The 20,429-nt window shown below is 72.3% G+C and carries 18 protein-coding genes; 13 read left to right on the forward strand and 5 right to left on the reverse strand.

The window, feature by feature from the left end; all coding sequences use genetic code 11:
- Window positions 1-240: 240 nt before the first annotated feature.
- The 11 genes from ABD296_RS15835 to ABD296_RS15885 all read left to right on the forward strand — a co-directional run bounded on the left by ABD296_RS15835 (window position 241) and on the right by ABD296_RS15885 (window position 15,478).
- Window positions 241-588 carry a hypothetical protein gene (locus ABD296_RS15835; protein ID WP_344267158.1) on the forward strand — a complete coding sequence of 116 codons (348 nt, stop codon included), beginning with the start codon at window positions 241-243 and terminating at the stop codon, window positions 586-588.
- Window positions 589-1,056: 468 nt separating this feature from the next.
- Window positions 1,057-2,280, forward strand: a complete 1,224-nt coding sequence (locus tag ABD296_RS15840) for an extracellular solute-binding protein (protein ID WP_344267159.1) — start codon at window positions 1,057-1,059, stop codon at window positions 2,278-2,280.
- 629 nt (window positions 2,281-2,909) lie between these two features.
- A complete protein-coding gene (gene dxr / locus ABD296_RS15845) occupies window positions 2,910-4,130 on the forward strand; it encodes a 1-deoxy-D-xylulose-5-phosphate reductoisomerase (RefSeq protein ID WP_344267306.1) in 1,221 nt (406 codons plus the stop codon).
- 107 nt (window positions 4,131-4,237) lie between these two features.
- Entirely contained in the window at window positions 4,238-5,440 is a 1,203-nt protein-coding gene (locus ABD296_RS15850) for a M50 family metallopeptidase (protein WP_344267160.1), read from the forward strand.
- Between the two features lie 109 nt (window positions 5,441-5,549).
- Window positions 5,550-6,743, forward strand: coding sequence for a flavodoxin-dependent (E)-4-hydroxy-3-methylbut-2-enyl-diphosphate synthase (gene ispG, locus ABD296_RS15855; protein ID WP_344267161.1), 1,194 nt, complete (start codon window positions 5,550-5,552; stop codon window positions 6,741-6,743).
- A gap of 353 nt (window positions 6,744-7,096) precedes the next feature.
- Window positions 7,097-8,749: an alpha/beta hydrolase gene (locus tag ABD296_RS15860; protein ID WP_344267162.1), complete on the forward strand. Its 1,653-nt coding sequence runs from the start codon at window positions 7,097-7,099 to the stop codon at window positions 8,747-8,749.
- A gap of 295 nt (window positions 8,750-9,044) precedes the next feature.
- A complete protein-coding gene (locus tag ABD296_RS15865) occupies window positions 9,045-10,649 on the forward strand; it encodes an alpha/beta fold hydrolase (protein WP_344267163.1) in 1,605 nt (534 codons plus the stop codon).
- 139 nt (window positions 10,650-10,788) lie between these two features.
- Complete coding sequence (locus ABD296_RS15870) at window positions 10,789-12,384, forward strand: alpha/beta hydrolase (protein ID WP_344267164.1); 1,596 nt, start codon at window positions 10,789-10,791, stop codon at window positions 12,382-12,384.
- 192 nt (window positions 12,385-12,576) lie between these two features.
- Window positions 12,577-13,419 (forward strand): GNAT family N-acetyltransferase, encoded by an 843-nt coding sequence (locus ABD296_RS15875; protein WP_344267308.1) that lies wholly within the window; start codon window positions 12,577-12,579, stop codon window positions 13,417-13,419.
- Window positions 13,420-13,511: 92 nt separating this feature from the next.
- Window positions 13,512-14,453, forward strand: a complete 942-nt coding sequence (locus ABD296_RS15880; protein ID WP_344267165.1) for a hypothetical protein — start codon at window positions 13,512-13,514, stop codon at window positions 14,451-14,453.
- 116 nt (window positions 14,454-14,569) lie between these two features.
- On the forward strand, window positions 14,570-15,478 hold the full coding sequence (locus tag ABD296_RS15885; protein ID WP_344267166.1) for a hypothetical protein: 909 nt from the start codon (window positions 14,570-14,572) through the stop codon (window positions 15,476-15,478).
- 4 nt (window positions 15,479-15,482) lie between these two features.
- On the opposite strand, the gene ABD296_RS15890 is transcribed toward ABD296_RS15885, so the two are convergent.
- Entirely contained in the window at window positions 15,483-15,884 is a 402-nt protein-coding gene (locus tag ABD296_RS15890) for a DUF3037 domain-containing protein (protein ID WP_344267167.1), read from the reverse strand.
- A complete protein-coding gene (locus ABD296_RS15895; protein ID WP_344267169.1) occupies window positions 15,881-16,708 on the reverse strand; it encodes a HipA family kinase in 828 nt (275 codons plus the stop codon). The genes ABD296_RS15890 and ABD296_RS15895 overlap by 4 nt, the downstream gene beginning before the upstream one ends.
- Window positions 16,709-16,753: 45 nt before the next feature.
- On the opposite strand from ABD296_RS15895, the gene ABD296_RS15900 reads away from it, so the two are divergent.
- Window positions 16,754-17,419, forward strand: a complete 666-nt coding sequence (locus ABD296_RS15900) for a cyclase family protein (protein WP_344267171.1) — start codon at window positions 16,754-16,756, stop codon at window positions 17,417-17,419.
- Here ABD296_RS15900 and ABD296_RS15905 read toward each other — a convergent pair.
- Window positions 17,416-18,495, reverse strand: coding sequence for a hypothetical protein (locus tag ABD296_RS15905; protein WP_344267173.1), 1,080 nt, complete (start codon window positions 18,493-18,495; stop codon window positions 17,416-17,418). The genes ABD296_RS15900 and ABD296_RS15905 overlap by 4 nt on opposite strands.
- A gap of 182 nt (window positions 18,496-18,677) precedes the next feature.
- Here ABD296_RS15905 and ABD296_RS15910 point away from each other — a divergent pair, with 182 nt between their 5' ends.
- The gene (locus ABD296_RS15910) at window positions 18,678-19,433 is read left to right on the forward strand and encodes a PP2C family serine/threonine-protein phosphatase (RefSeq protein ID WP_344267175.1); all 756 of its coding nucleotides are present in this window, start codon (window positions 18,678-18,680) and stop codon (window positions 19,431-19,433) included.
- Window positions 19,434-19,442: 9 nt separating this feature from the next.
- Here ABD296_RS15910 and ABD296_RS15915 read toward each other — a convergent pair whose 3' ends face one another.
- Together ABD296_RS15915 and ABD296_RS15920 are read right to left on the reverse strand one after the other, a co-directional pair.
- Window positions 19,443-19,934, reverse strand: a complete 492-nt coding sequence (locus ABD296_RS15915) for a DinB family protein (protein ID WP_344267177.1) — start codon at window positions 19,932-19,934, stop codon at window positions 19,443-19,445.
- A 299-nt stretch (window positions 19,935-20,233) separates the two neighbouring features.
- A complete protein-coding gene (locus tag ABD296_RS15920; RefSeq protein ID WP_344267179.1) occupies window positions 20,234-20,419 on the reverse strand; it encodes a DUF397 domain-containing protein in 186 nt (61 codons plus the stop codon).
- Window positions 20,420-20,429 lie beyond the last annotated feature (10 nt).

The following is a 20,429-nucleotide window of genomic DNA, read 5'->3' on the forward strand; positions in this document are numbered from 1 at the left end:
CGAACCGCCAGGCCGGCCCGGCCGTCCGGTACTTTCCCACACCCGTCGATTTCCGTCGTTGATTTCCGTCCGGACGGTGCGGACGAATAATGGCTACACCCATTGACTGCGTCTGTGACGGGCGACACAATCGCACTGTCGCAATTAAAAGGGACGAAATTAAAAGTCAGGCTCCGGAGTCAGAACCGGGATCCGGCGTTCGGTGACCGGTGGGGACGGGACGAGCAGGAGAGCCGCGCTATGACCGCTGACGACCATGCCGCGGAGGTCGACGCGCTCGGAAGGCGATTTCCGGGCTGGACGATCTGGTTCGGACCGTTCACCCGCCACTGGTGGGCGCTGCCGCCCCGCGGAACGGGCGCCGGCGACTTCCTGGAGGCCGACAACCCGCAGACCCTCATCGCACGGATAGAGGTGGTCGAGCACACCCCACCCAGGCGTCCCCTGATCGGCGACGGCCCCAGGCCGTCCCGCGACCCCCGGCAGGGCGCGCGGCGTCCCTCGAATCTCCTCCGTCTCGAGGGCGTCACACCGCCGCCGCTCAGCCGGGCGCCGGTGATCGCGTGGCCAGGCAGCACTGCAAGGTGATCCGCTGTTCCCCAACCTCGCCACGTCCACCGGCAACGCCGCGGCCCCGGGAAGGGCGGCAGCCCGCGCCACATCCCTCTCCAGCAACCTCCGTGTGGCGCGGACACCGGCACCCGCCGCCCTCCCGGGGCCGTGTCGTTTCCGTGTACGGGCTTCCGTATACGGAAACGGAAATGGCTCCGAGAATGGTCCCGCATGGCCGAATCATCCGGGCTTGCGGAGTGAAGAACCCGAGTCGCGATCACGTGTAAGCCACGGAGATCCCGCGGTGACTCGGAAGAATAGGCGCAGAAAACCGGCGAATGGCTTGCGGACGGCCGCCGGCACCGTCGCGAATGGCGGTGGCAGCACCCGCTCGCCGACGTCCCGGACGGGGGCGGGCGCCGCCCCGCGGTGCCGGAGGCGCTACGCTGCGCCGATGGGCCGTCCGCGACGGGAGACGGCGCTGCGGAGCGGATCGGGAGCGACATGCGGCGGAGGGCCGGCCGGGCGGCGGGCGGCGGGAGGCGCGCCGGGCGGCTGACGGCCCTGGCGGCGGCCATGGTGCTGGCGGGCGCGGGCCTCGGCGCCTGCAGCGAGGAGAACCCCGAACCGGTCGGCGTCGCCAAGGTCGCGAGCACCCTCGGCCCCGGCGAGGGCACCCTCAACCTGCTCGCGCTGCCGGGCTCGGTGGAGAGCGGCACCACCGACCCGCGGGTCGACTGGGTCACCCCCTTCCAGGAGCGCACCGGCTGCAAGGTCGGCGTGAAGCTGGTCAGGACCCCGCAGGAGATGACCGACCTCATGCGCGACAAGGACCGCCGCTACGACGGGGTCGCCGCGCCGCCGGAGGTCGCCGGCCGCCTCGTCGCCGACCACCAGGTCACCGCGGTCAACACCAGCCTCGTGGACGGCTACAAGAAGCTGCAGCCGAAGCTGCGCGGGCTGCTGCGGCAGAACGGCGAGTACTACGGCGTCCCGTACGTCTGGGGCGCGAACCTCCTCATGTACGACACCAGGGCCGTCCAGCCGCCGGCGAGCTGGGCCGCGCTGTTCGACCCCGGGCAGGCCCGCCGCTACTCCGGCAAGCTGATCGTGCGCGACAGCCCGCTGTCGATCGCCGAGGCCGCCCTCTACCTCAAGGGCCACGACCGCAAGCTCAAGATCGGCGACCCCTACTCGCTGACCACCCGGCAGCTCGCCGCCGCGGGCCGCGTGCTCGCCAAGCAGCGCCCGCACGTGCTGAAGTACGCCGCGGAGCCCGCCGAGACGATCAGCGCGTTCGCCGGGGGAGCGGCCGTGCTCGGCGAGGCCGGCCCCTACGAGGTCGACGTGCTGGACCGCGCCGCCAAGCCCGTCCAGGCCGCCGCGCCCGCCGAGGGCATCACCGGCTGGATGGACTCCTGGATGATCGGCTCCCGCGTCCAGCACCCCAACTGCATGTACCAGTGGCTGCAGTGGACCGCGTCCCCGGACGTGCAGCAGCAGGTGGCCGAGTGGACGGGCGTCGCCCCGGCCAACCCGCAGGCGTGCTCCGGCGACCGGCTGCGGGCGGGCTTCTGCGCCGCCTTCCACGTCGGCGACCGCGACTACATCGACAAGATCATGTTCGCGCACGCGCCGACCCGCGCCTGCGGCGGCAAGTCCAAGAAGACCGACTGCACCGACTACGCCGAGTGGACCAAGACCTGGATCGAGTCCACTAAGGCGTGACGCGGACGGCCGGCGGAGCCGTCAGACGTCTCTCCGGCGCGCCCGACCGCCCCCAGCCGGGCGCGCCTCTCGGGTGGTCCCGGGCGTCCCCCCGAAGGCCCGGGTCACCCTTCTCCCTGGAGAGACCTCCACGACGACGGCGTCCAGGGCCGTCGCCCGCGCCGGGACCGGCTCCCCGACCGGCCGCGCGGCGTTCGTGAGCGGCTCCCTGGGTCCCCGCGGCGTGCGGGGTGCCGGCGGGGCGGGTGCGCAGTCGTCGCACGCGAACACCCCGGACGAGTCCGGCAGGCGGCCGACGCGTACGCGCGGCCGGGGCCATTTCTTGCGGCAGACGACGCAGGCGTCGCCGAGGCGCTGAGCGGTGCTCAGCGCTCCCGGGTCGAACGTCGGCTCGCCCGTCCGGTCCATGTCCCCTCCCCCTGGCGGGAGTCGAATCACGTCACTCCTTTATAGGCGCGACCGGGTGTTGTGCCTGCTAGCGAAGGTGAAAAGGGCGGCAAAGGCTCACGCGTCCGGGCGTCCATTCATGATCATCAAGAGGCATCGGCGCGCCGCCGGGCCGTGCCGCCGGCGACACCGGCCCGGGATCGGAGGACGCCCGCCAGGTGATGTCCGACAATGGTGCGGTGATGTCTCCCTCAGGCGCCGGCGCGCCCGCCGCACGCGAACTGGTCGTCCTCGGTTCCACCGGCTCCATCGGAACCCAGGCCCTCGACGTCGTCCGCCGCAACCCCGACCGGTTCCGGATCGCGGGCCTCGCGGCCGGCGGCGGGCGGGTCGGGCTGCTGGCCGAGCAGGCGCTGGAGTTCCGCCCCGAGGTGGTCGCGGTGGCCAAGGCGTCCGCCGCGCAGGAGCTCCAGCTCGCGTTCTACGCCGAGGCCAAGCGGCGCGGCTACGCCGCCGGCGACTACGCCATCCCGAAGATCGTCGCCGGCCCGGACGCGGTCGCCGAGGTCGCGGCGTGGCCGTGCGACGTGGTGCTGAACGGGGTGACGGGCGCGCTCGGCCTGGCCTCCACCCTCGCCGCGCTCGACGCGGGACGCACGCTCGCGCTCGCCAACAAGGAGTCGCTCATCATCGGCGGGCCGCTGGTGAAGGAGCGGGCGCGGCCGGGGCAGATCGTCCCGGTCGACTCCGAGCACTCGGCGCTCGCGCAGTGCCTGCGCGGCGGCCGCGCGGAGGAGGTGCGGCGGCTGGTGCTGACCGCCAGCGGCGGCCCGTTCCGCGGCCGGACCCGCGCCGAGCTGTCCGAGGTCACGCCCGAGCAGGCGCTGAACCACCCGACCTGGGACATGGGCCCGGTCGTCACCATCAACTCCGCGACCCTGGTGAACAAGGGGCTGGAGGTCATCGAGGCGCACCTGCTGTTCGACGTCCCGATGGACCGGATCGAGGTGATGGTGCACCCGCAGTCGTTCATCCACTCGATGGTGGAGTTCGCCGACGGGTCGACGCTGGCGCAGGTCAGCCCGCCCGACATGCGGCTGCCGATCGCGCTCGGCCTCGAGTGGCCGGACCGCGTTCCCGGCGCCGCGCCCTGCGTCGACTGGACGAAGGCGCACACCTGGGAGTTCTTCCCGCTCGACGACGAGGCGTTCCCGGCCGTCGCGCTCGCGCGCCGCGCCGGTGAGCTGGGCGGGACCGTCCCGGCCGTTTACAACGCGGCCAACGAGGAATGTGTGGAGGCGTTCCGCGCCGGACGGCTCCCGTTCCTGGGGATAGTCGACACGATCACGCGGGTAGTGGAGGAACACGGGACCGGTACGTCCGGTGACCTCGCATTGGACGATGTGCTGGCCGCCGACGGCTGGGCACGCGCACGGACAAGGGAAATGACAGGGCTCGACTGACCCCGGCGGAGCCGGCCGGGGGCGCGGGGGACCGTCCCCCGCGACGGAACCGGCCGGGGCGCGGGGGAGTTCCCCTCGGGCGGCACTGACCCCGGGAGGGGGATCGGATGGCCTTCGCCTTGGGCGCGGTGGCGTTCGTCATCGCGTTGCTGGTGTCGGTGATGCTGCACGAGGGCGGGCACCTGCTCACCGCCAAGCGGTTCGGGATGAAGGCCACCCAGTACTTCGTCGGGTTCGGCCCGACGCTGTGGTCGCGCACCCGCGGCGAGACCGAGTACGGGGTCAAGGCGATCCCGCTCGGCGGCTTCGTGAAGATCATCGGTTACACGCCGCTGGAGGAGGTCGACGAGGCCGACCGCCCGCGCGCCTTCTACCGGCAGCCCGCCGGGCGGCGCGCGATCGTCATCGCGGCGGGCGTCGTGGTGAACTTCGTGTTCGCGTTCGTGCTGCTGATGGCGATGGCGATGACGGTCGGCGTCCGCCAGGCCGGCTCGGTGACCACGACCGTCGACCAGGTCAGCTCCTGCGTCCCGGCCCGGCTGCAGGACGACTGCGGTACCGGCGGCCGCCCGGCGTCCCCGGCGAAGGCCGCAGGGCTGCGCGCGGGAGACCGGGTCGTCTCGTTCAACGGCACGCCCGTGTCGGACTGGGAGCATCTGCGCGACGCGATCGACAAGGCCAAGCCGGGCGAGACCGTCCCGATCGTCGTCCAGCGCACCGGCGCCGCGCGCCCGGTGACGCTGCGGATCCGGCTCGCGGACGTCGGCGGGGAGCCGTTCGTCGGCATGTCCGCGCGGGTCGTCGGCGCCGGCTACGAGCGGACGGGCCCGCTCAACGCCGCCGTGTTCGCCGGGCGCGGCATCGGCCGGACCGTGCAGAGCATGGGGCAGATCGTGGTGGACCTGCCGTCGGCCGTCCCGAAGCTGTTCACCCCCGAGCGGCAGAGCTCGCCCGGCGGCCAGGTCGGCAGCGTCGTCGGCGCGACGGAGGTGTCGGGGCAGATCTTCTCCTCGCACAGCTCCGTCCGCGACAAGATCGCTCTGTATCTGTCGCTTGTCATCTCGGTGAACATCTTCCTAGGAGCGCTCAACGTGGTGCCGCTGCTGCCGCTGGACGGCGGGCACCTCGCGGTGGTCGCCTACGAGCGGCTGCGGGTGCGCTTCAACGGGATCAGGGGACGCCCGGACCCCGGCACCGTCGACATGACCAAGCTCATGCCCTTGACGTATCTGGCGGTGCTGGTGCTCGTGGGGCTCGGCGTCCTGCTGATCCTCGCCGATCTGGTCAACCCCCTGCAGATGCCGCAATGAGCAGAAGGTTTACCGAACGTAGCCGAGCGGTCACACTATTGCATGCCGGTCGCTGTCACGTCGGCCATGCGGGGCGCCTAGGCTGGGTAAAGCGAGTCAGAGGAGAGGGATGAGCGTTTCACTGGGAATTCCGACGGTCCGCGGTGAGGGCGACGGACAGGGGGCGCAGGGATCGATCGCGCCGCGCCGCAGGTCGCGCCAGATCATGGTCGGGAACGTGCCGGTCGGGGGCGACGCCCCCGTGTCGGTGCAGTCCATGACCACGACCCTCACCGCCGACGTCAACGCCACGCTGCAGCAGATCGCGGAGCTGACCGCGTCCGGGTGCCAGATCGTCCGGGTGGCGGTGCCGTCGCAGGACGACGCCGAGGCGCTGCCCGCGATCGCCAGGAAGTCCCCGATCCCCGTCATCGCCGACATCCACTTCCAGCCCAAGTACGTGTTCGCGGCGATCGACGCGGGCTGCGCGGCGGTCCGGGTCAACCCCGGCAACATCAAGAAGTTCGACGACAAGGTCGGCGAGATCGCGCGCGCCGCGCAGGACGCGGGCGTGCCGATCCGGATCGGCGTCAACGCCGGCTCGCTGGACAAGCGGCTGCTGGAGAAGTACGGCAAGGCCACCCCGGACGCGCTGGTCGAGTCGGCGCTGTGGGAGTGCTCGCTGTTCGAGGAGCACGGCTTCCGCGACATCAAGATCTCGGTCAAGCACAACGACCCCGTCGTGATGATCGAGGCGTACCGCAAGCTCGCCGCCGCCTGCGAGTACCCGCTGCACCTCGGCGTCACCGAGGCCGGGCCCGCCTTCCAGGGCACGGTGAAGTCCGCGGTGGCGTTCGGCGCGCTGCTCGCCGAGGGGATCGGCGACACGATCCGGGTGTCGCTGTCGGCGCCTCCGGTCGAGGAGGTCAAGGTCGGCACGGCGATCCTGGAGTCGCTCGGGCTGCGGCAGCGCGGCCTGGAGATCGTGTCGTGCCCGTCGTGCGGGCGGGCGCAGGTGGACGTGTACACGCTGGCCGAGCAGGTCACCGCGGGTCTGAAGGACTTCCCGGTGCCGCTGCGCGTCGCGGTCATGGGCTGCGTCGTGAACGGGCCCGGCGAGGCGCGCGAGGCCGACCTCGGCGTCGCGTCCGGCAACGGCAAGGGCCAGATCTTCGTCAAGGGCGAGGTCGTCAAGACCGTGCCGGAGGCGCAGATCGTGGAGACCCTGATCGAGGAGGCCATGCGCATCGCCGACGACATGGGCATCGAGATCGGCGAGGACGGGTCGGTGTCCGGCCCGGGCGCGCAGGTGGTGGTGAGCTGACGCCGGACTCCGCGCCGGCGGATGGCCGGCGCGGGCAGGGTGAACTGACGGCCGTGTAGGCGGTCGGAGACGGACCCAAAAGGGTCCTCGGGTGATGAGCCCGGGGGCCCTTTTTCGCGTTGTGGCCGGTGGCCGCGGGTGCCGGCGCGCGCGTCCCGGGCGGGCGCCGATGCGTCGCCCTGCAGAATGCCCGGAACCGGAACGTTCGGGCGTATCACAAAGTTCCGTGGATCTTGTCACGATTCTGCATCTGGTCACGACAAGCTCTGTTGTCCGACTTGTCTGCAGGACAACAATCTTCACTTGTTTACCCAAATGTCTGACTCATCCGAGTCGACAGGTGAGGGGGATGTGTGAAGAGGACTGTCGTCGTGGCCGCGGTGGCCGGGCTCGGGCTGACCGGGCTCGGCACCGCGAGCGCACAGGCCGCGGGCCCGTCCGCGGCCACGGGGTTCGACCCCGCCGCGGTGAAGTGGCACGCCTGCCCCGCGGACTTCGTCCAGCAGGTCCACGACCTGTACGACGGGCTCTACCCGGTCTCCAAGATCGTGCAGTGCGGCGAGCTGAAGGTGCCGCTGGACTACGCCAGGCCGAACGGCACGAAGATCACCCTGCAGCTGACCCGCACCCCGCACACCGGCACGGGCGCCGCCAAGGGCGACATGGTGGTGAACCCGGGTGGACCGGGCGGCGGCGGCGCGCTGTTCGGCCCGCGCGTGTTCGCGCAGAACTCCGCCGCGGTGAAGGACGCCTACAACGTCATCGGGTTCGACCCGCGCGGCGTCGGGATGAGCGTCCCGTCGCTGAGCTGCGACCCGAACTACACCAACGCCCCCCGCCCCGACTACGGCACCGGTGACCGCGCCTCGGTCTCCGTCTGGCTGAAGAAGTCCAAGGCGTACACGGACGCGTGCAGGAAGGCCGACAAGATCGGCCTGCTGAACCACATCAAGACGACCGACTCGGTCCGCGACATGGAGTCGATCCGCAAGGCGCTGAGCGACAAGGAGCTCGACTACTACGGCGCCTCGTACGGCACCTACCTCGGCTCGGTCTACGCGACGATGTTCCCGAAGACCGTGGGCCGGATGGTGCTGGACGGCAACGTCGGCCCGTCGGACGTGTGGTACGAGGCCAACCTGAACCAGGACGTCCAGTTCGACAAGAACATGGACTACTACTTCGGGTGGATCGCCAAGTACGACTCCGTCTACCACCTGGGCACGACGCAGAAGGCCGTGCGCTCGTTCTTCTACAATCTGCGCGCCACGCTCAAGACCAAGCCGGTGTACTACACCGACCCGAGCAGCGGCCAGAAGTTCGCCGTGGGCCCGGACGAGCTGACCGACGCGATCCAGAACGCCGCGTACCGCCGCAGCCAGTCGCTGTGGGACGGCTACGCGGTGGGCCTGCGCGCCTACAAGACCGGTGACGCCGCGACGTTCGTCGGCACCTTCGGCGCGCAGACGAGCGGCGGCGCGGACGACAACGAGTTCGCCGTCTACAACGCCGTGCAGTGCACCGACGTCCAGTGGCCGACCAGCTGGGCGAAGTGGGAGCGCGACAACGTCAAGATCAACAAGGAGCACCCGTTCCTCACCTGGGGCAACGTGTGGTTCAACGCGCCGTGCCTGACCTGGCCCGCCAAGGCCGGCAAGCCGGTGAACGTCGGGCGCACCCCGCACCTGCCGGGCAACATCCTGCAGTTCGAGGGCAGCGAGGACGCGGCGACGCCGCTCGCCGGCGCGCTCGACATGCACCGCCGGCTGCGGGGCTCGCAGCTGGTGATCCAGGACGGCGACCGCACGCACTGCATCGTGCACCGCGGTTCGGCGGCCGTGGACGCCATCTTCGACCAGTACTTCCTCACGGGGAAGCGGCCGGGCCGGTCCATCACGCACGTCCCGCAGCTCGGCGACCCGGTGCCGCCGGCGCAGGCCTCCGCCAAGTCCCTGTCCGCGACGGTGACGAAGGCGGCGCGCCTCGGCGACGACGTCATCCGCTGAACCCCGTGACCGGCTGATCCATCCGGCCGGCCCGCGGAACGGCGGAGGAGGGCCCCGGGGAGCGATCCCCGGGGCCCTCTTCGCGTGCCGGCCGAGGGCGGTCGGCGGGGCCGTCGACATCACGAACAGTCGTTGATCTTGTCACGATTTCATATCTGGTCACGATGGACTCTCCCGCCATATCGCCCAGAAACGCCACAATCTCCTCGCAATCCACGCATCCGCTCTGCATCGGCGCTGCTCCCCCCTCCGAGCCCGACCGGGGCTCCGGAGCCGCCGATCCCAAGGGGGTCAAGTGAAGAGGATCGTCATCGCCACGGCCGCGGCGGCCGTGGCGGCGGGCGGCGGCACCGTGGCCGCCGTCTCCGCGAGCGCCACCACCGGCCCGTCGGCCGCGGCCCCGGTCGCGGCGAGCGGGATCAACTGGGGCAAGTGCGAGGTCAGCGGCCCCGATGACCCGATGAACAAGGCCCAATGCGCCCAGGTCCAGGTGCCGCTCGACTACACCAAGCCGAACGGCCGCAAGATCTCGATCGCGGTGTCGCGCTACAAGCACACCGACGAGAAGAACTACCAGGGCGTGCTGTTCGTCAACCCGGGCGGGCCCGGCGGCACCGGCATCGAGTACGCGCCGGCCCTGGCCCGCTGGATGGGCGGCGTCGGCCACGCCGCCACCGCCGCCAAGTACGACATCATCGGCTTCGACCCGCGCGGCGTCGGATCCAGCCAGCCGGCGCTGACCTGCGACAAGACCTGGTACAACCCGGTCCGGCCGGACTACGTGCCGCACTCGGCCAAGGACGAGGCCGTCTGGAAGGCCAAGGCGAAGAAGTACGCGCAGGACTGCCAGCGCAAGTTCGGCTGGATGCTGCCGCACATGCGCACCACCGACGCCGCCCGCGACGTCGACACCATCCGCGCCGCGCTCGGCCAGCAGAAGCTCAGCTGGTACGGCTTCTCCTACGGCACCTACTTCGGCGCCACCTACGCCACGCTGTTCCCGAACCGCGTGAAGCACATGGTGCTGGACGGCAACGTCAACCCGAAGACGGTCTGGTACGACGCCCAGCTCGAGCAGGACAAGGCGTTCGAGCGCAACATGAAGTCCTGGTGGGCGTGGACCGCCAAGTGGGACTCGCTCTACCACCTCGGCACGTCCGAGAAGGCCGTCGAGGCGAAGTACTACGCCATCCGCGCCGCCGCCAAGAAGTCCCCGATCGCCGGCAAGATCGGCCCGGACGAGCTGGACGACATCGTCCTGACCGCCGGCTACAACACCGGCTACTACATCCCGTTCGCGCAGGCCCTCTCGGACTGGGCGAACAAGAAGGACTCCTCGGGCCTGCTCGACTGGCTGAACACCGGCGGCGAGGACAACGACTTCGCCGTCTACAACGCCGTCCAGGCCGCGGACGCCAAGTGGCCCCGCAACTGGAACAAGTGGCACAACGACGCGGCCAAGCTCTACAAGGAGGGCTACCGCTTCAACACCTGGAGCAACGTCTGGTTCAACGCGCCCATCGCGTTCTGGCCGTTCCAGGGCGGCCCCGCCCTCAAGCTGAAGGCGAGCAAGAACCTGCCGGGCATGCTGCTCGTGCAGTCGTCGCAGGACGCCGCGACCCCGGTCGCCGGCGGTTACAACATGCACAAGGTGTTCCCGTCCTCGCGGCTCGTCCTGGAGGTCGGCGGCAAGACCCACGCCAACACGCTGAACGGCAACGCGTGCCTGGACGACAAGGTCGCCGCCTACCTCGACAGCGGCGCGCTGCCGAAGAGCAGCAAGGGCGCGGACGCCTACTGCCAGGCAGTCCCGGCGCTGAACGACCCGAACCCGACGGCGATGACGGCCAAGGCCGCCGGCGCCGCCGCGGGCAAGGACCTGCCGATCGGCCGTCCGTAACGCCCCGGTTCACCGCGTGATGCTCGCGGCGCGCCCGTCCCTCCATCGGACGGGTGCGCCGCGAGATCCGTTTTCGCCGGGAATCGCGCGAACCCGGAGGTTCCCGCGGCGTGCGGGCGCGCGCCGGTAGAAAGCGGGAGTGCTGAACCACGCTGGAAGAAGGGCCGTCGCCGCGACGGCCGTTGCCGCAGCCGCGCTCGGCGGCACCGCCGCGGCGCCCGCGACCGCCGCCCCCGCGCGGCCCGGTCCCGACCCCGCTCCCCGGCCCTCCGGACTCGCCTGGCACGCCTGCCCCGCCAAGGACCCGGTCGAGGGCGGCCGCCTGAAGGGCCTGCAGTGCGCGACGCTGCGCGTCCCGCTGGACTACGCCCGCCCGGACGGCGACCAGATCACCCTCGCGCTGTCGCGGGTGCGGCACACCGCGAAGAAGAGCCAGGGCGTCGTGCTGCTCAACCGGGGCGGCCCCGGCGCGCACGGCCGCGACCTCGCGGGCGTCTTCCACTCGGCGATGCCGAAGAGCGTCGCCGCGTCCTACGACTGGATCGGCTTCGACCCGCGCGGCGTCGGCGCCAGCAGGCCCGCGCTGGTCTGCGACAAGAGCTACCAGGACCCGGGGCGCGCGCGCCCCGATACCCTCCCGGAGAACGCCGCGGCGGAGCGCGCCTGGAAGGCGCGGGCCCGCGCCTACGCGGACGACTGCGCGAAGAAGTACGGCAAGATCCTTCCGCACATGGGGACGGCCGACTGGGTGCGCGACATGGAAGCGATCCGGCAGGCGCTGCACCAGCAGAAGATCAACTACTTCGGCTACTCGTACGGCACCTACCTCGGCGCGGTGTACGCCTCGACCCACCCCGGGCGCGTCCGCCGCATGGTCCTCGACAGCGTCGTCAAGCCCAGCGGCGTCTGGTACGGCGACAACCTCGACCAGAACGTGGCGTTCGAGAAGCGGATCAAGGCGTTCTTCCGCTGGACGGCCCGGCACCACGCGAACTACCGGCTCGGGAAGACCGGCGACCGGGTCGCCGCCGCCTACGCCCGCGCCCGCGCCGCGCTGAAGGCCAAGCCGATCGACGGCAAGCTCGGCCCGGACGAGCTGGACGACCTGTTCCTCGCCGACGGCTACGGCGACTACGGCTGGCCCGCGCACGCCGCCGCGCTGTCGGCGTACGCCGTCCGGCACGACCCGGCCCCGCTGCGCAGGGCGTGGCAGCCGCCGACCTGGCTGGACCAGAACAACTACGCCGTCTACAACGCCGTCCAGTGCCGCGACGCCGCCTGGCCCCGCGACTGGGAACGCTGGCACGCCGACAGCCGGCGGCTCTATCGCGCCGGCTACAAGTTCGAGACCTGGAGCAACACCTGGTACAACGCGCCCTGCGCGTTCTGGGGCGCACCGGGCGGGCCGCCGCCCGCGGTGGGGGCCGGCCGGTCGCTCGCCCCGATGCTGCTGGTGCAGGGCACCGAGGACGCCGCCACGCCGTATCCGGGCGCGCTGGAGACCCACCGGCTGTTCCCCACGTCCCGGCTGCTCGCGCAGGTCGGAGGCGGCAACCACGGGGTGTCGCTGTCGGGCGACCGGTGCGTCGACCGCGCCGTCGCCGCCTACCTGGGCAAGGGCGCCCTTCCGGCGGACAAGCCGGGCCCCGACGCGACCTGCAAGGCCCCGGCTCCGCCGGAGCCCAAGGCGGTCAAGAAGAAGCCCGGGCGGTCGCACCACGCCGCCCATCGGTGAGCCGCGCGCGAACCGGCCGGTAGGGAGCCGGTGGAGGTGGGAGGGCCGGGGACGGCATAGGCTTGTCAGCGTGGTGCTGACAGTGCTGTACGCCGCGCCGGCCGCCGCCGTGCCCCGGAAGGCCGGCCGGGGAGCCGCGCCCCGGGAGACCGCGCCCGGCGCGGTCCGGGCCGGGAGCCGGTAGCCGTGCGCATGCTGGGGTCTTTGCCGGTACGGGTCCTCGACGACCGGTACCGCGCGGAGGCGCTCGCGATCCTCGACGCCGACCCGGTGGCCAACGTGTTCGTCGGGTCCCGCGTGCACGCGGCCGGGCTCGACCCGCGCCGCCTCGGCGCCCAGATGTGGGGCTACATGCGCGACGGCCGGCTGTCCGCGCTGTGCTACTCCGGCGCCAACCTGATCCCGGTCGCCGCCGGTCCGCAGGCCGTCCGCGCGTTCGCCGAGCGGGCGCAGGCGCAGGGCCGCCGCTGCTCGTCGATCGTCGGCCCCGTCGACGCGGTCGGCGACCTGTGGGAGATCCTCGCGCCGTACTGGGGGCCGCCCCGCGCCGTCCGCTCGGCGCAGCCGGTGATGGCGACCTCCACCGTCCCGGACGTGCCCGCCGACCCGGGCGTCCGGCGGGTGCGGATGGAGGAGTTCGACGTCGTCTACCCCGCCTGCGTCGCGATGTTCACCGAGGAGGTCGGCATCTCCCCGAACAGCGGCGACGGGGGAGTGCTGTACCGCGCGCGGGTCGCCGAGCTGATCCGGGACGGCCGCGCGTTCGCCCGCATCGAGGACGGCCGGGTCATGTTCAAGGCGGAGGTCGGCGCCGTCACCCCGCGCGCCTGCCAGGTGCAGGGCGTGTGGGTGCCGCCGGACCTGCGCGGGCAGGGCCTGTCGGTGGCGGGCATGTCGGCGGTCGTGCGGGAGGCGCTGCGCAGCATCGCGCCGACGGTGTCGCTGTACGTCAACGACTACAACACGCGGGCGCGGGCCGCCTACCGGCGGGTCGGCTTCGCCGAGTACGGCTCGTTCATGTCGATCCTGTTCTGACCGTCCGCTCTTGAAGCCGCCGGACTTGTCGTTGTGTGCCGGATCTGCGATGGATGCCTGACTCGGTGCCCACCGGCCGATACGATCCGGCCGTGGACTTCGCCGTGGCGTTGCGGCAGGCCGTCCAGGCCAGCGGGCTGACCCTGGAGCGGATCCGCCACCGGCTCGGCCGGCGCGGCGTGGCCGTCAGCGTGGCCACGCTGAGCTACTGGCAGCGCGGCCGCAGCCGCCCCCGGTCCCGCGCCACCGTCGCGACCCTGGAGCAGGTCCTCGGGGTGCCGCCGGGCACGCTGACCGGCCTGCTGGACGGCGCGGCCCCCGCCCCGGCGCACGACGGCGCGCCGCCCGCCGCGCTGTCCACCGTGCCGCCCACGATGTCGGCCGCCTCGGCAAGTGAGCTGTGGCCGGACCCGCGGCGGTACGCGGCGCTCGTCGGGCAGCTCGACCGGTCCGGGGACCACCGGCTCGAACGGCTCGGCGTCCATGACGTCTACCGGCTCGGCGCGGACGGCCGGAGCTGGTCCCTGTCGGTCCGCGCGGTGCTGCGGGCGGCCGGCGACGACATCGACCGCGTCGTCTGCGTCCACCGGACCGGCCCCGCCGACCCTGTGGAAGAGCCCGCCGAGCAGCCCGGGGACGCGGAGACGGCGGAGCTGGCCGGCGTCCGGTACTGCAGGCCCGGACGGGTCCGCGCCGGCGGCGGCCTGATGGCGTTCGAGCTGGTCTTCGACCGCGTGCTCGCGGCCGGCGACACGGCGGTGGTCGAGTACGACCTGCGGCCGTCCGGGCCCCGCCCGCCCGGGCCGCCGGACGGCTACGACCGGCGCTTCTCCCGTCCCGTGCACGACTACGTCGCGGTCGTCGAGTTCGGCGCCGGACGGCTGCCCGCCCGCTGCTACGGCTTCACCGCCGATGGGCCGCGAGCGCCCCGGCGGCGGTTCGGCGAGCTGTGGATCGGCACGTCGGGGAGCGCGAACATCGCGGCCGGGCCCGTCCGGCACGGCATCGTCGGAATCGAGTGGGAGTGGCAGTGACCGAACCGGCTGTCGACTTGCAGGCATCGGAGCCTTACAGTGAGGCTGAAAGTTGCAAGCCCATCAGTCAAGGCCGTAAGGCGGGGGCCGGCCGGAGCGGATCCGGAGGCCGAGCATTGCAGAGCGTCGCGGAGGACGATCTTCTCCAGGTCCTGCGGTACGGCCCGTTCAACGTGGCGCTGCAGGCCGCCATCCAGGCCCGCGGTCTCAGCCTCGAATCGCTGCGCCGCCGCCTCGACGCGCAGGGTGTCGCCGTCAGCCTGTCCACGCTCAGCTACTGGCAGCGCGGCCGGACCCGTCCCGAACGCGCCGGCTCGCTGCGCGCCGTCCGCGGCCTGGAGGTCATCCTCGAACTGCCCCGGCACTCCCTGCTCACCCTGCTCAAGCCGAACGCCGAGCGCCCGCCGGGGCCGTGGCCGCCCATCGAGGAGCTGTGCCCCGAACCCGGCGTCCGCGACCTGCTGGACGAGATCGGCGACGGCGGAGAGCGCCGGCTCACCGGGCTCAGTCTGCACGACCAGCACGTCATCGGCCGCCGCCGGGAGCTGCGCGAGGTGCGCACCCGCGCGGTGTTCCAGGCGCAGCAGCGCGGCGTCGACCGCTGGATCGCCGTCTACCACCACCCGCACGGGCTGTTGCCGTCGTCGCGGACCGCGCGCGGCTGCCGGTTCGGCCGCGTCCGGATGGACGCCTCCAGCGGTCTCATCGCCGCCGAGCTGCTGTTCGACCGGGCCCTCGGACGCGGCGAGACGTACCTGCTCGAGTACGTCTTCGGGTTCGACGAGACCGGCCCGCCCGTCACCGAGGAGGGCCGCGGGTTCCGCACGCCCCAGCACGAGTACCTCATCGAGGTGAGCTTCCACCCGGCCGCGCTGCCCGCCCGCTGCTACCGGACCTGGCGCCCGGACGGCCACACCGCCCTGGAGGACGCCGCCGACCTGCGGCTGTCCAGCTACCACAACGTCCACTTCATCGAGTTCGGCATGCCGGCCGGCTACCACGGCATCCGCTGGGAGTGGTCCTAGCCGGTCATTTCACGAGCAGGCCGAGGAGGCGGTCGAGCTCGGCGGCCGGGTCGTCGGTGAGGCCGGCGTGCACCGGCCCCGGCTGGACGATCGTGCTGCGCGGCGCCGTCAGCCAGCGGAACCGCGCGCCCGGCGCCTCCTTCGACGCCTGCCCGGCGCCCTCGCCGCCGCAGCAGATCGCGTCCACGCCCTTCAGCGCGGCCCGCACGCCCTCCAGGTCCAGCGCCGGGTCGAGCGCGAGCAGCCGCCGCTCGTCCAGGTGGATGCGGCAGCCGAGGTAGTCCAGCGCCCGGGCGTACACCACCACGCCCACGTTCATGCTCTCGCCCCGCTCGACCCGCGGCACGACGCGCAGCGCCGCGTACTCGAACACCGTGGGCTCGCCCGCGGTCCGGATGTTGCTCACGAGGGACCGCCCAGCCAGCCCGGACGGTTCTCCCCGCGCCGCGTCCCGGTGTCCGGCCGGTGCGCGCTGACGTCCAGGTCGGGCAGCCAGTCGCGCGGCTTGCCGGCGCGCGGCAGCAGGATGTCCACATAGGCGTCCCGCAGCTCCTGCGGGCCCGCGAACCCGGGTTCGCCCTCCAGCCACAGGTCGGGCACCAGCGCGGTGACCTCGCGCAGCAGCCCCTCGGTGATCCGCGGGGCGAGGTCGGCCTCCGCCTCCTCCAGCCGCGTGGCGAACGGGGTCAGCACATGGTCGTCCACGTCGTACGGGCCGGAGAACAGCCGGGCGGCGTTCGCCCACGCGTGGTGGAAGATCAGGCTCGCGCCGTGGTCGATCAGCCACACGTCCCCGTGCCAGACCAGCATGTTCGGGTTGCGCCAGCTCCGGTCGACGTTCCCGATGAACGCGTCCAGCCACAGCACCCGCGACGCGAACAGCCGGTCCGGCTTCCAGCCGAGCGGGTCGAACCCGAGCGAACCGGGCAGGAAGTCGACGCCGAGGTTCCAGCCGGGGCTGGCCTTCAGCAGGTCCTGCACGTCGGGGTCGGGCTCGTGCCGGCCGATCGCCGGGTCGAGGTCGATGAGCACCTGGTCGGGCACCCGGAACCCGAGCCGCCTGGCCAGCTCGCCCGCGATCACCTCGGCGATCAGCGCCTTGCGGCCCTGCCCGGCGCCGTGGAACTTCATGACATAGGTGCCGAGGTCGTCGGCCTCGACGACGCCCGGCAGCGAGCCGCCCTCGCGCAGCGGCGTCACGTACCGGATGGCGGTCACATGTGGCAACACGTCGCAACGCTACCGGGTGCGCGTGCGGCCGGGATAATCGGCGGCATGGCCGTTGAGCTGCTCGACCTGTCCGTCCCGATCGCCACGGGGATGCCGGTGTACCCGGGCGACCCCGAGGTCGAGGCCGTCCCCGCTCTGACCGTCGCGGACTCGGGCGTGAACATCCTGCGCCTGCACATGGGGTCGCAGACCGGCACCCACGTGGACGCCCCGTTCCACATCGACGACGCGCTGCCCCGCCTCGACGAGCTGCCCCTGACCCGCTTCACCGGCCCGGCGGTCGTCATGGACGCGCGCGGCCTGCCGCCCCGAACCCCCATCCCGCCGGACCTGCTCCCGAGGGGCCTGGCCCCCGGCGTCGTCCTCCTCATCGCGACCGGCTGGTCGTCGCACTGGGGAACGGACGGCTACCTCGCCCACCCCTACCCGTCGCCCGAAACCGCCGAGGCCGTGGTCGCCGCCGGCGTCCGCACGGTCGGCATCGACGCCCTCAGCGTCGACCGCACCCCGCCGCCCGGCGCGGAGGACTTCTCCCTCGCCGCCCACCGCGTCCTCTGCGGCGCCGGCGCCGTCATAGCCGAGAACCTCACCGGCCTGGCCCCGCTCCTGGACGCCCAGGCCGCTGGCCGTCCGATCGAGGTCTCGCTGTTCCCGATCGCCCTGGCCGCTGCCGACGGCGCCCCGATCCGCGCGATCGCCCACCTCGGCTAGGCCGCGTAGCGGCGCGCGAGCGTGCGGAACGCGAGCTTCGGCTCCCAGTGGCCGGTCTTCTCGTAACCGAGCCGCGAACCCGGCGGGAGCACCTTGACCAGGGAGAACCCCGCCATGTCGAGGTCGTGGCGCGGATCGGGCGAGGAGGGGGAGCCGGGGTCGATGAAGTTGTAGACGAACGCGCCGTGCACGCCCTCGGCCTCGTAGACGTCGAGCAGCTCGGAGATGTAGCGGGCCTGCGTCTTCTCGTCACGGACATAACCCGGCGGGACGAGCGGCGGATCCTGCGTCCAGTCGATGATGTCGAACCCGTCGCCGCCGCGCTCGTCCGCGCCCCGGTACGTGCAGCATCCGAACTCGGTGATCACAACGGGCTTGCCGAAGCGGTGCAGCGCCCGGACGTCACGGACATAGGTCGCCTCGTTCGAGGCGTCCCGGTACAGGTCGATGCCCACCACGTCGAAGCCGTGCCAGGCGACGTCCTCCCAGACGCCCGACGTGTAGGTCAGGCGCCCGCCGAACACCGGCCGGACGGCCTTCAGCGCCCGCCGGAGGAAGGCGTTCAGCCGCTCGTCGTACCCCTCGCCCGCCGGCGTGCCGAGGTTGCCGGCGCGCTCCTGCCAGTCCTTGCCGGGCACGAGACCGGCCATGAAGATCGTCAGCTCGCAGCCGAGCGAGACGCCGACGCCCGGATGCGCGCGGCGGAGCCGCTCGGCCTCCCTGGCGACCGACGTCACGAACCGCAGCGTCGTGCGGGCGTCCCGGTCGAACTGGCGCGGCTCGAACCAGACGAACATGCCCTCGTCCGCCGCGCAGCGCGCCGCGAGCATGAGGCGCCGCAGGTCGGAGCCGAGGATGATGAGCGCGTTGCAGTGCAGGTCACGGCGGATCGCCCGGATCTCGCGCCGCACGTACGCGGGATTCCACACCTCGCGCTCGGTGTCGTAGTTGACGCCGTGCTGCGGCAGCCGCCGTCCCGGCGACGCGGCGCGCGCCGGCCGGGCGGCGGCTCCGCACGCGATGACCGCCGCCGTCCCGGCGAGCGCTGTTCTGCGGCTGATCGGTGCCTGTGCCATGGGTGCTCCTCGCTGGTCGGACGGCCTGCGACGAGTCTTTCCGGGACGGCGCGTCCGGGCAGCGACCACCAGGCCACACCCGCGCCGACCAAAGTCGCCGGACGCGGGGACCGAAAGTCGACCGTTCGCGCGCGGCGCCGTCCATCATGGGAGGCCGAGGACGCGCGACGGAGGGAGACCCGGTGCGGGTTTCGTGGGCGACGGACCAGGGGAGTCCCGAACGGCTCAACGAGGACTTCGTGGCGGCCGCCGGCGGGGCCGTGGTGGTCCTCGACGGGTGCGGGCTTCCGCTCGGCACCGACCTCGGATGCGTCCACGGGACGGCCTGGTATTCACGCTCGCTCGGGACGCGGCTGCTCGCGAGGATCCTCGACGGCCTGGGCCCGCAGGCCGCGCCGCCCGTGGCGCCTCCGGAAGGAGCACACCGTCCGGCGCGGCGTCCGCTGGTGGCGCGGCTGGCCGGGGCCGTCGCGGACGTCGCGGCGTCGCATCGGGCGACCTGCGACCTGGCGGTCCCGACCACTCCGGCCGCGACGGTGCTCGCACTGCGCGTCCGCGGCGACTTGGTGGACTACCTGGTCCTCGCCGACTCGACGATCCTGCTGGAGCGCACCACCGGCGAGGTCGAGGAGATCACCGGCGGCCCCCACTTCGCGGCGGCCGACCCGTCGGTGGCCGACTTCGCCATCACCGGGACGGTGCCGGTCGGGGAGTTGCGCCGGGTCCTGATGCTGACGGACGGCGCGACGCGGCTCGCCGACACCATCGGCGCCACCGACTGGCCGGGCCTGGCCCGGCTGGCCGTGGAACACGGCCCCGCCGGCGTCATCGAACGGACCCGCGAAGCGGAACGCACCGACCCGCAGGGCCTGCGGTGGCCGCGCCGCAAGATCCACGACGACGCGACCCTCGCCGTCTGCGAGTTCCCGGGCGCCTGAAGCGGGACCTCAGCGGCCGGTCGCACCGTCGCTGAGTTCCCGCAGGATGTCCGCGTGCCCTGCGTGCCGGGCGGTCTCCTCGATCAGATGCGCCAGCGTCCACCGCCGGGACGGCGCCGGACGGCCTTGCTTGGGCGGGCGCGGGCCCGCCTCGGTGAGGTCGTCCCAAGAGGCGATCGCCGCGTTCGCCGCGGCATGGGTCTCCCGATAGGCGGCGATGATGCCCTCGGCCGTCTCGTCCGGCGCGGCGTGGAACGTGGCGCTCCAGTCGGAGACGTCTCGGCCGAGCAGCCAGTACCGCTCCACGCAGGTGAGGTGTCTGACGAGCCCGAGCAGGTTCGTCCCCGACGGCACGCCCGGCGCGCGGGCCTCGGTCTCGGTCAGGCCCTCGGCCTTGGCCGCGACGGCGTCGCGCAGATAGTCGAGGAAGCCGACGAGCACGTCCCTCTCGCCGGGTCCGGTCGCCGGCGGACCGGCGTCGCGCTTGCGCTTCCCGCTCATCGCCGTCCCGCCGGCTTCACTCCCGCCTGGCGGCATTCCTGCTCGTACCGGAAGCGTGCGGCTCGATCTCGAATGTTCATGGTCCCCTCGCAAGGTCGGTCGAGCAGCCACTCTCGCCCAGCCTCGCCGCGAACCGCATGCCGAGTTGCCAACATGGCAAACCGATGACCCCCAAACCGCGCAAGGCCGTGCGGCGCTCATCGTTGACTTGCGGCGAGTCGTCGTTATGGGGCGCCCCATAACGACGACTCGCCGCAAGTCAACGCACGACCGAGCGCGCCGGGAGGCCGCGCCCAGCCTCAGAGGTTCTTGATCGCGGCGGTCATGCGCCGGAAGCCGTCAGGGGCCAGGAGGATCTTGTCGCCGTCCGGATCCTTGCTGTCCCGGATCGCCACTGTGTCGAGTAGCGACGCGACCTCCACGCAATTGTCTGCCTGCTCGCTGCTGCGAGATGCCTTCCGCCAAACAATCGTGTTCACGTCCATCTTTCTTCAA

The sequence above is a fragment of the Actinomadura napierensis genome (genome assembly GCF_039529375.1).
GTDB classification, from domain to species: domain Bacteria; phylum Actinomycetota; class Actinomycetes; order Streptosporangiales; family Streptosporangiaceae; genus Spirillospora; species Spirillospora napierensis.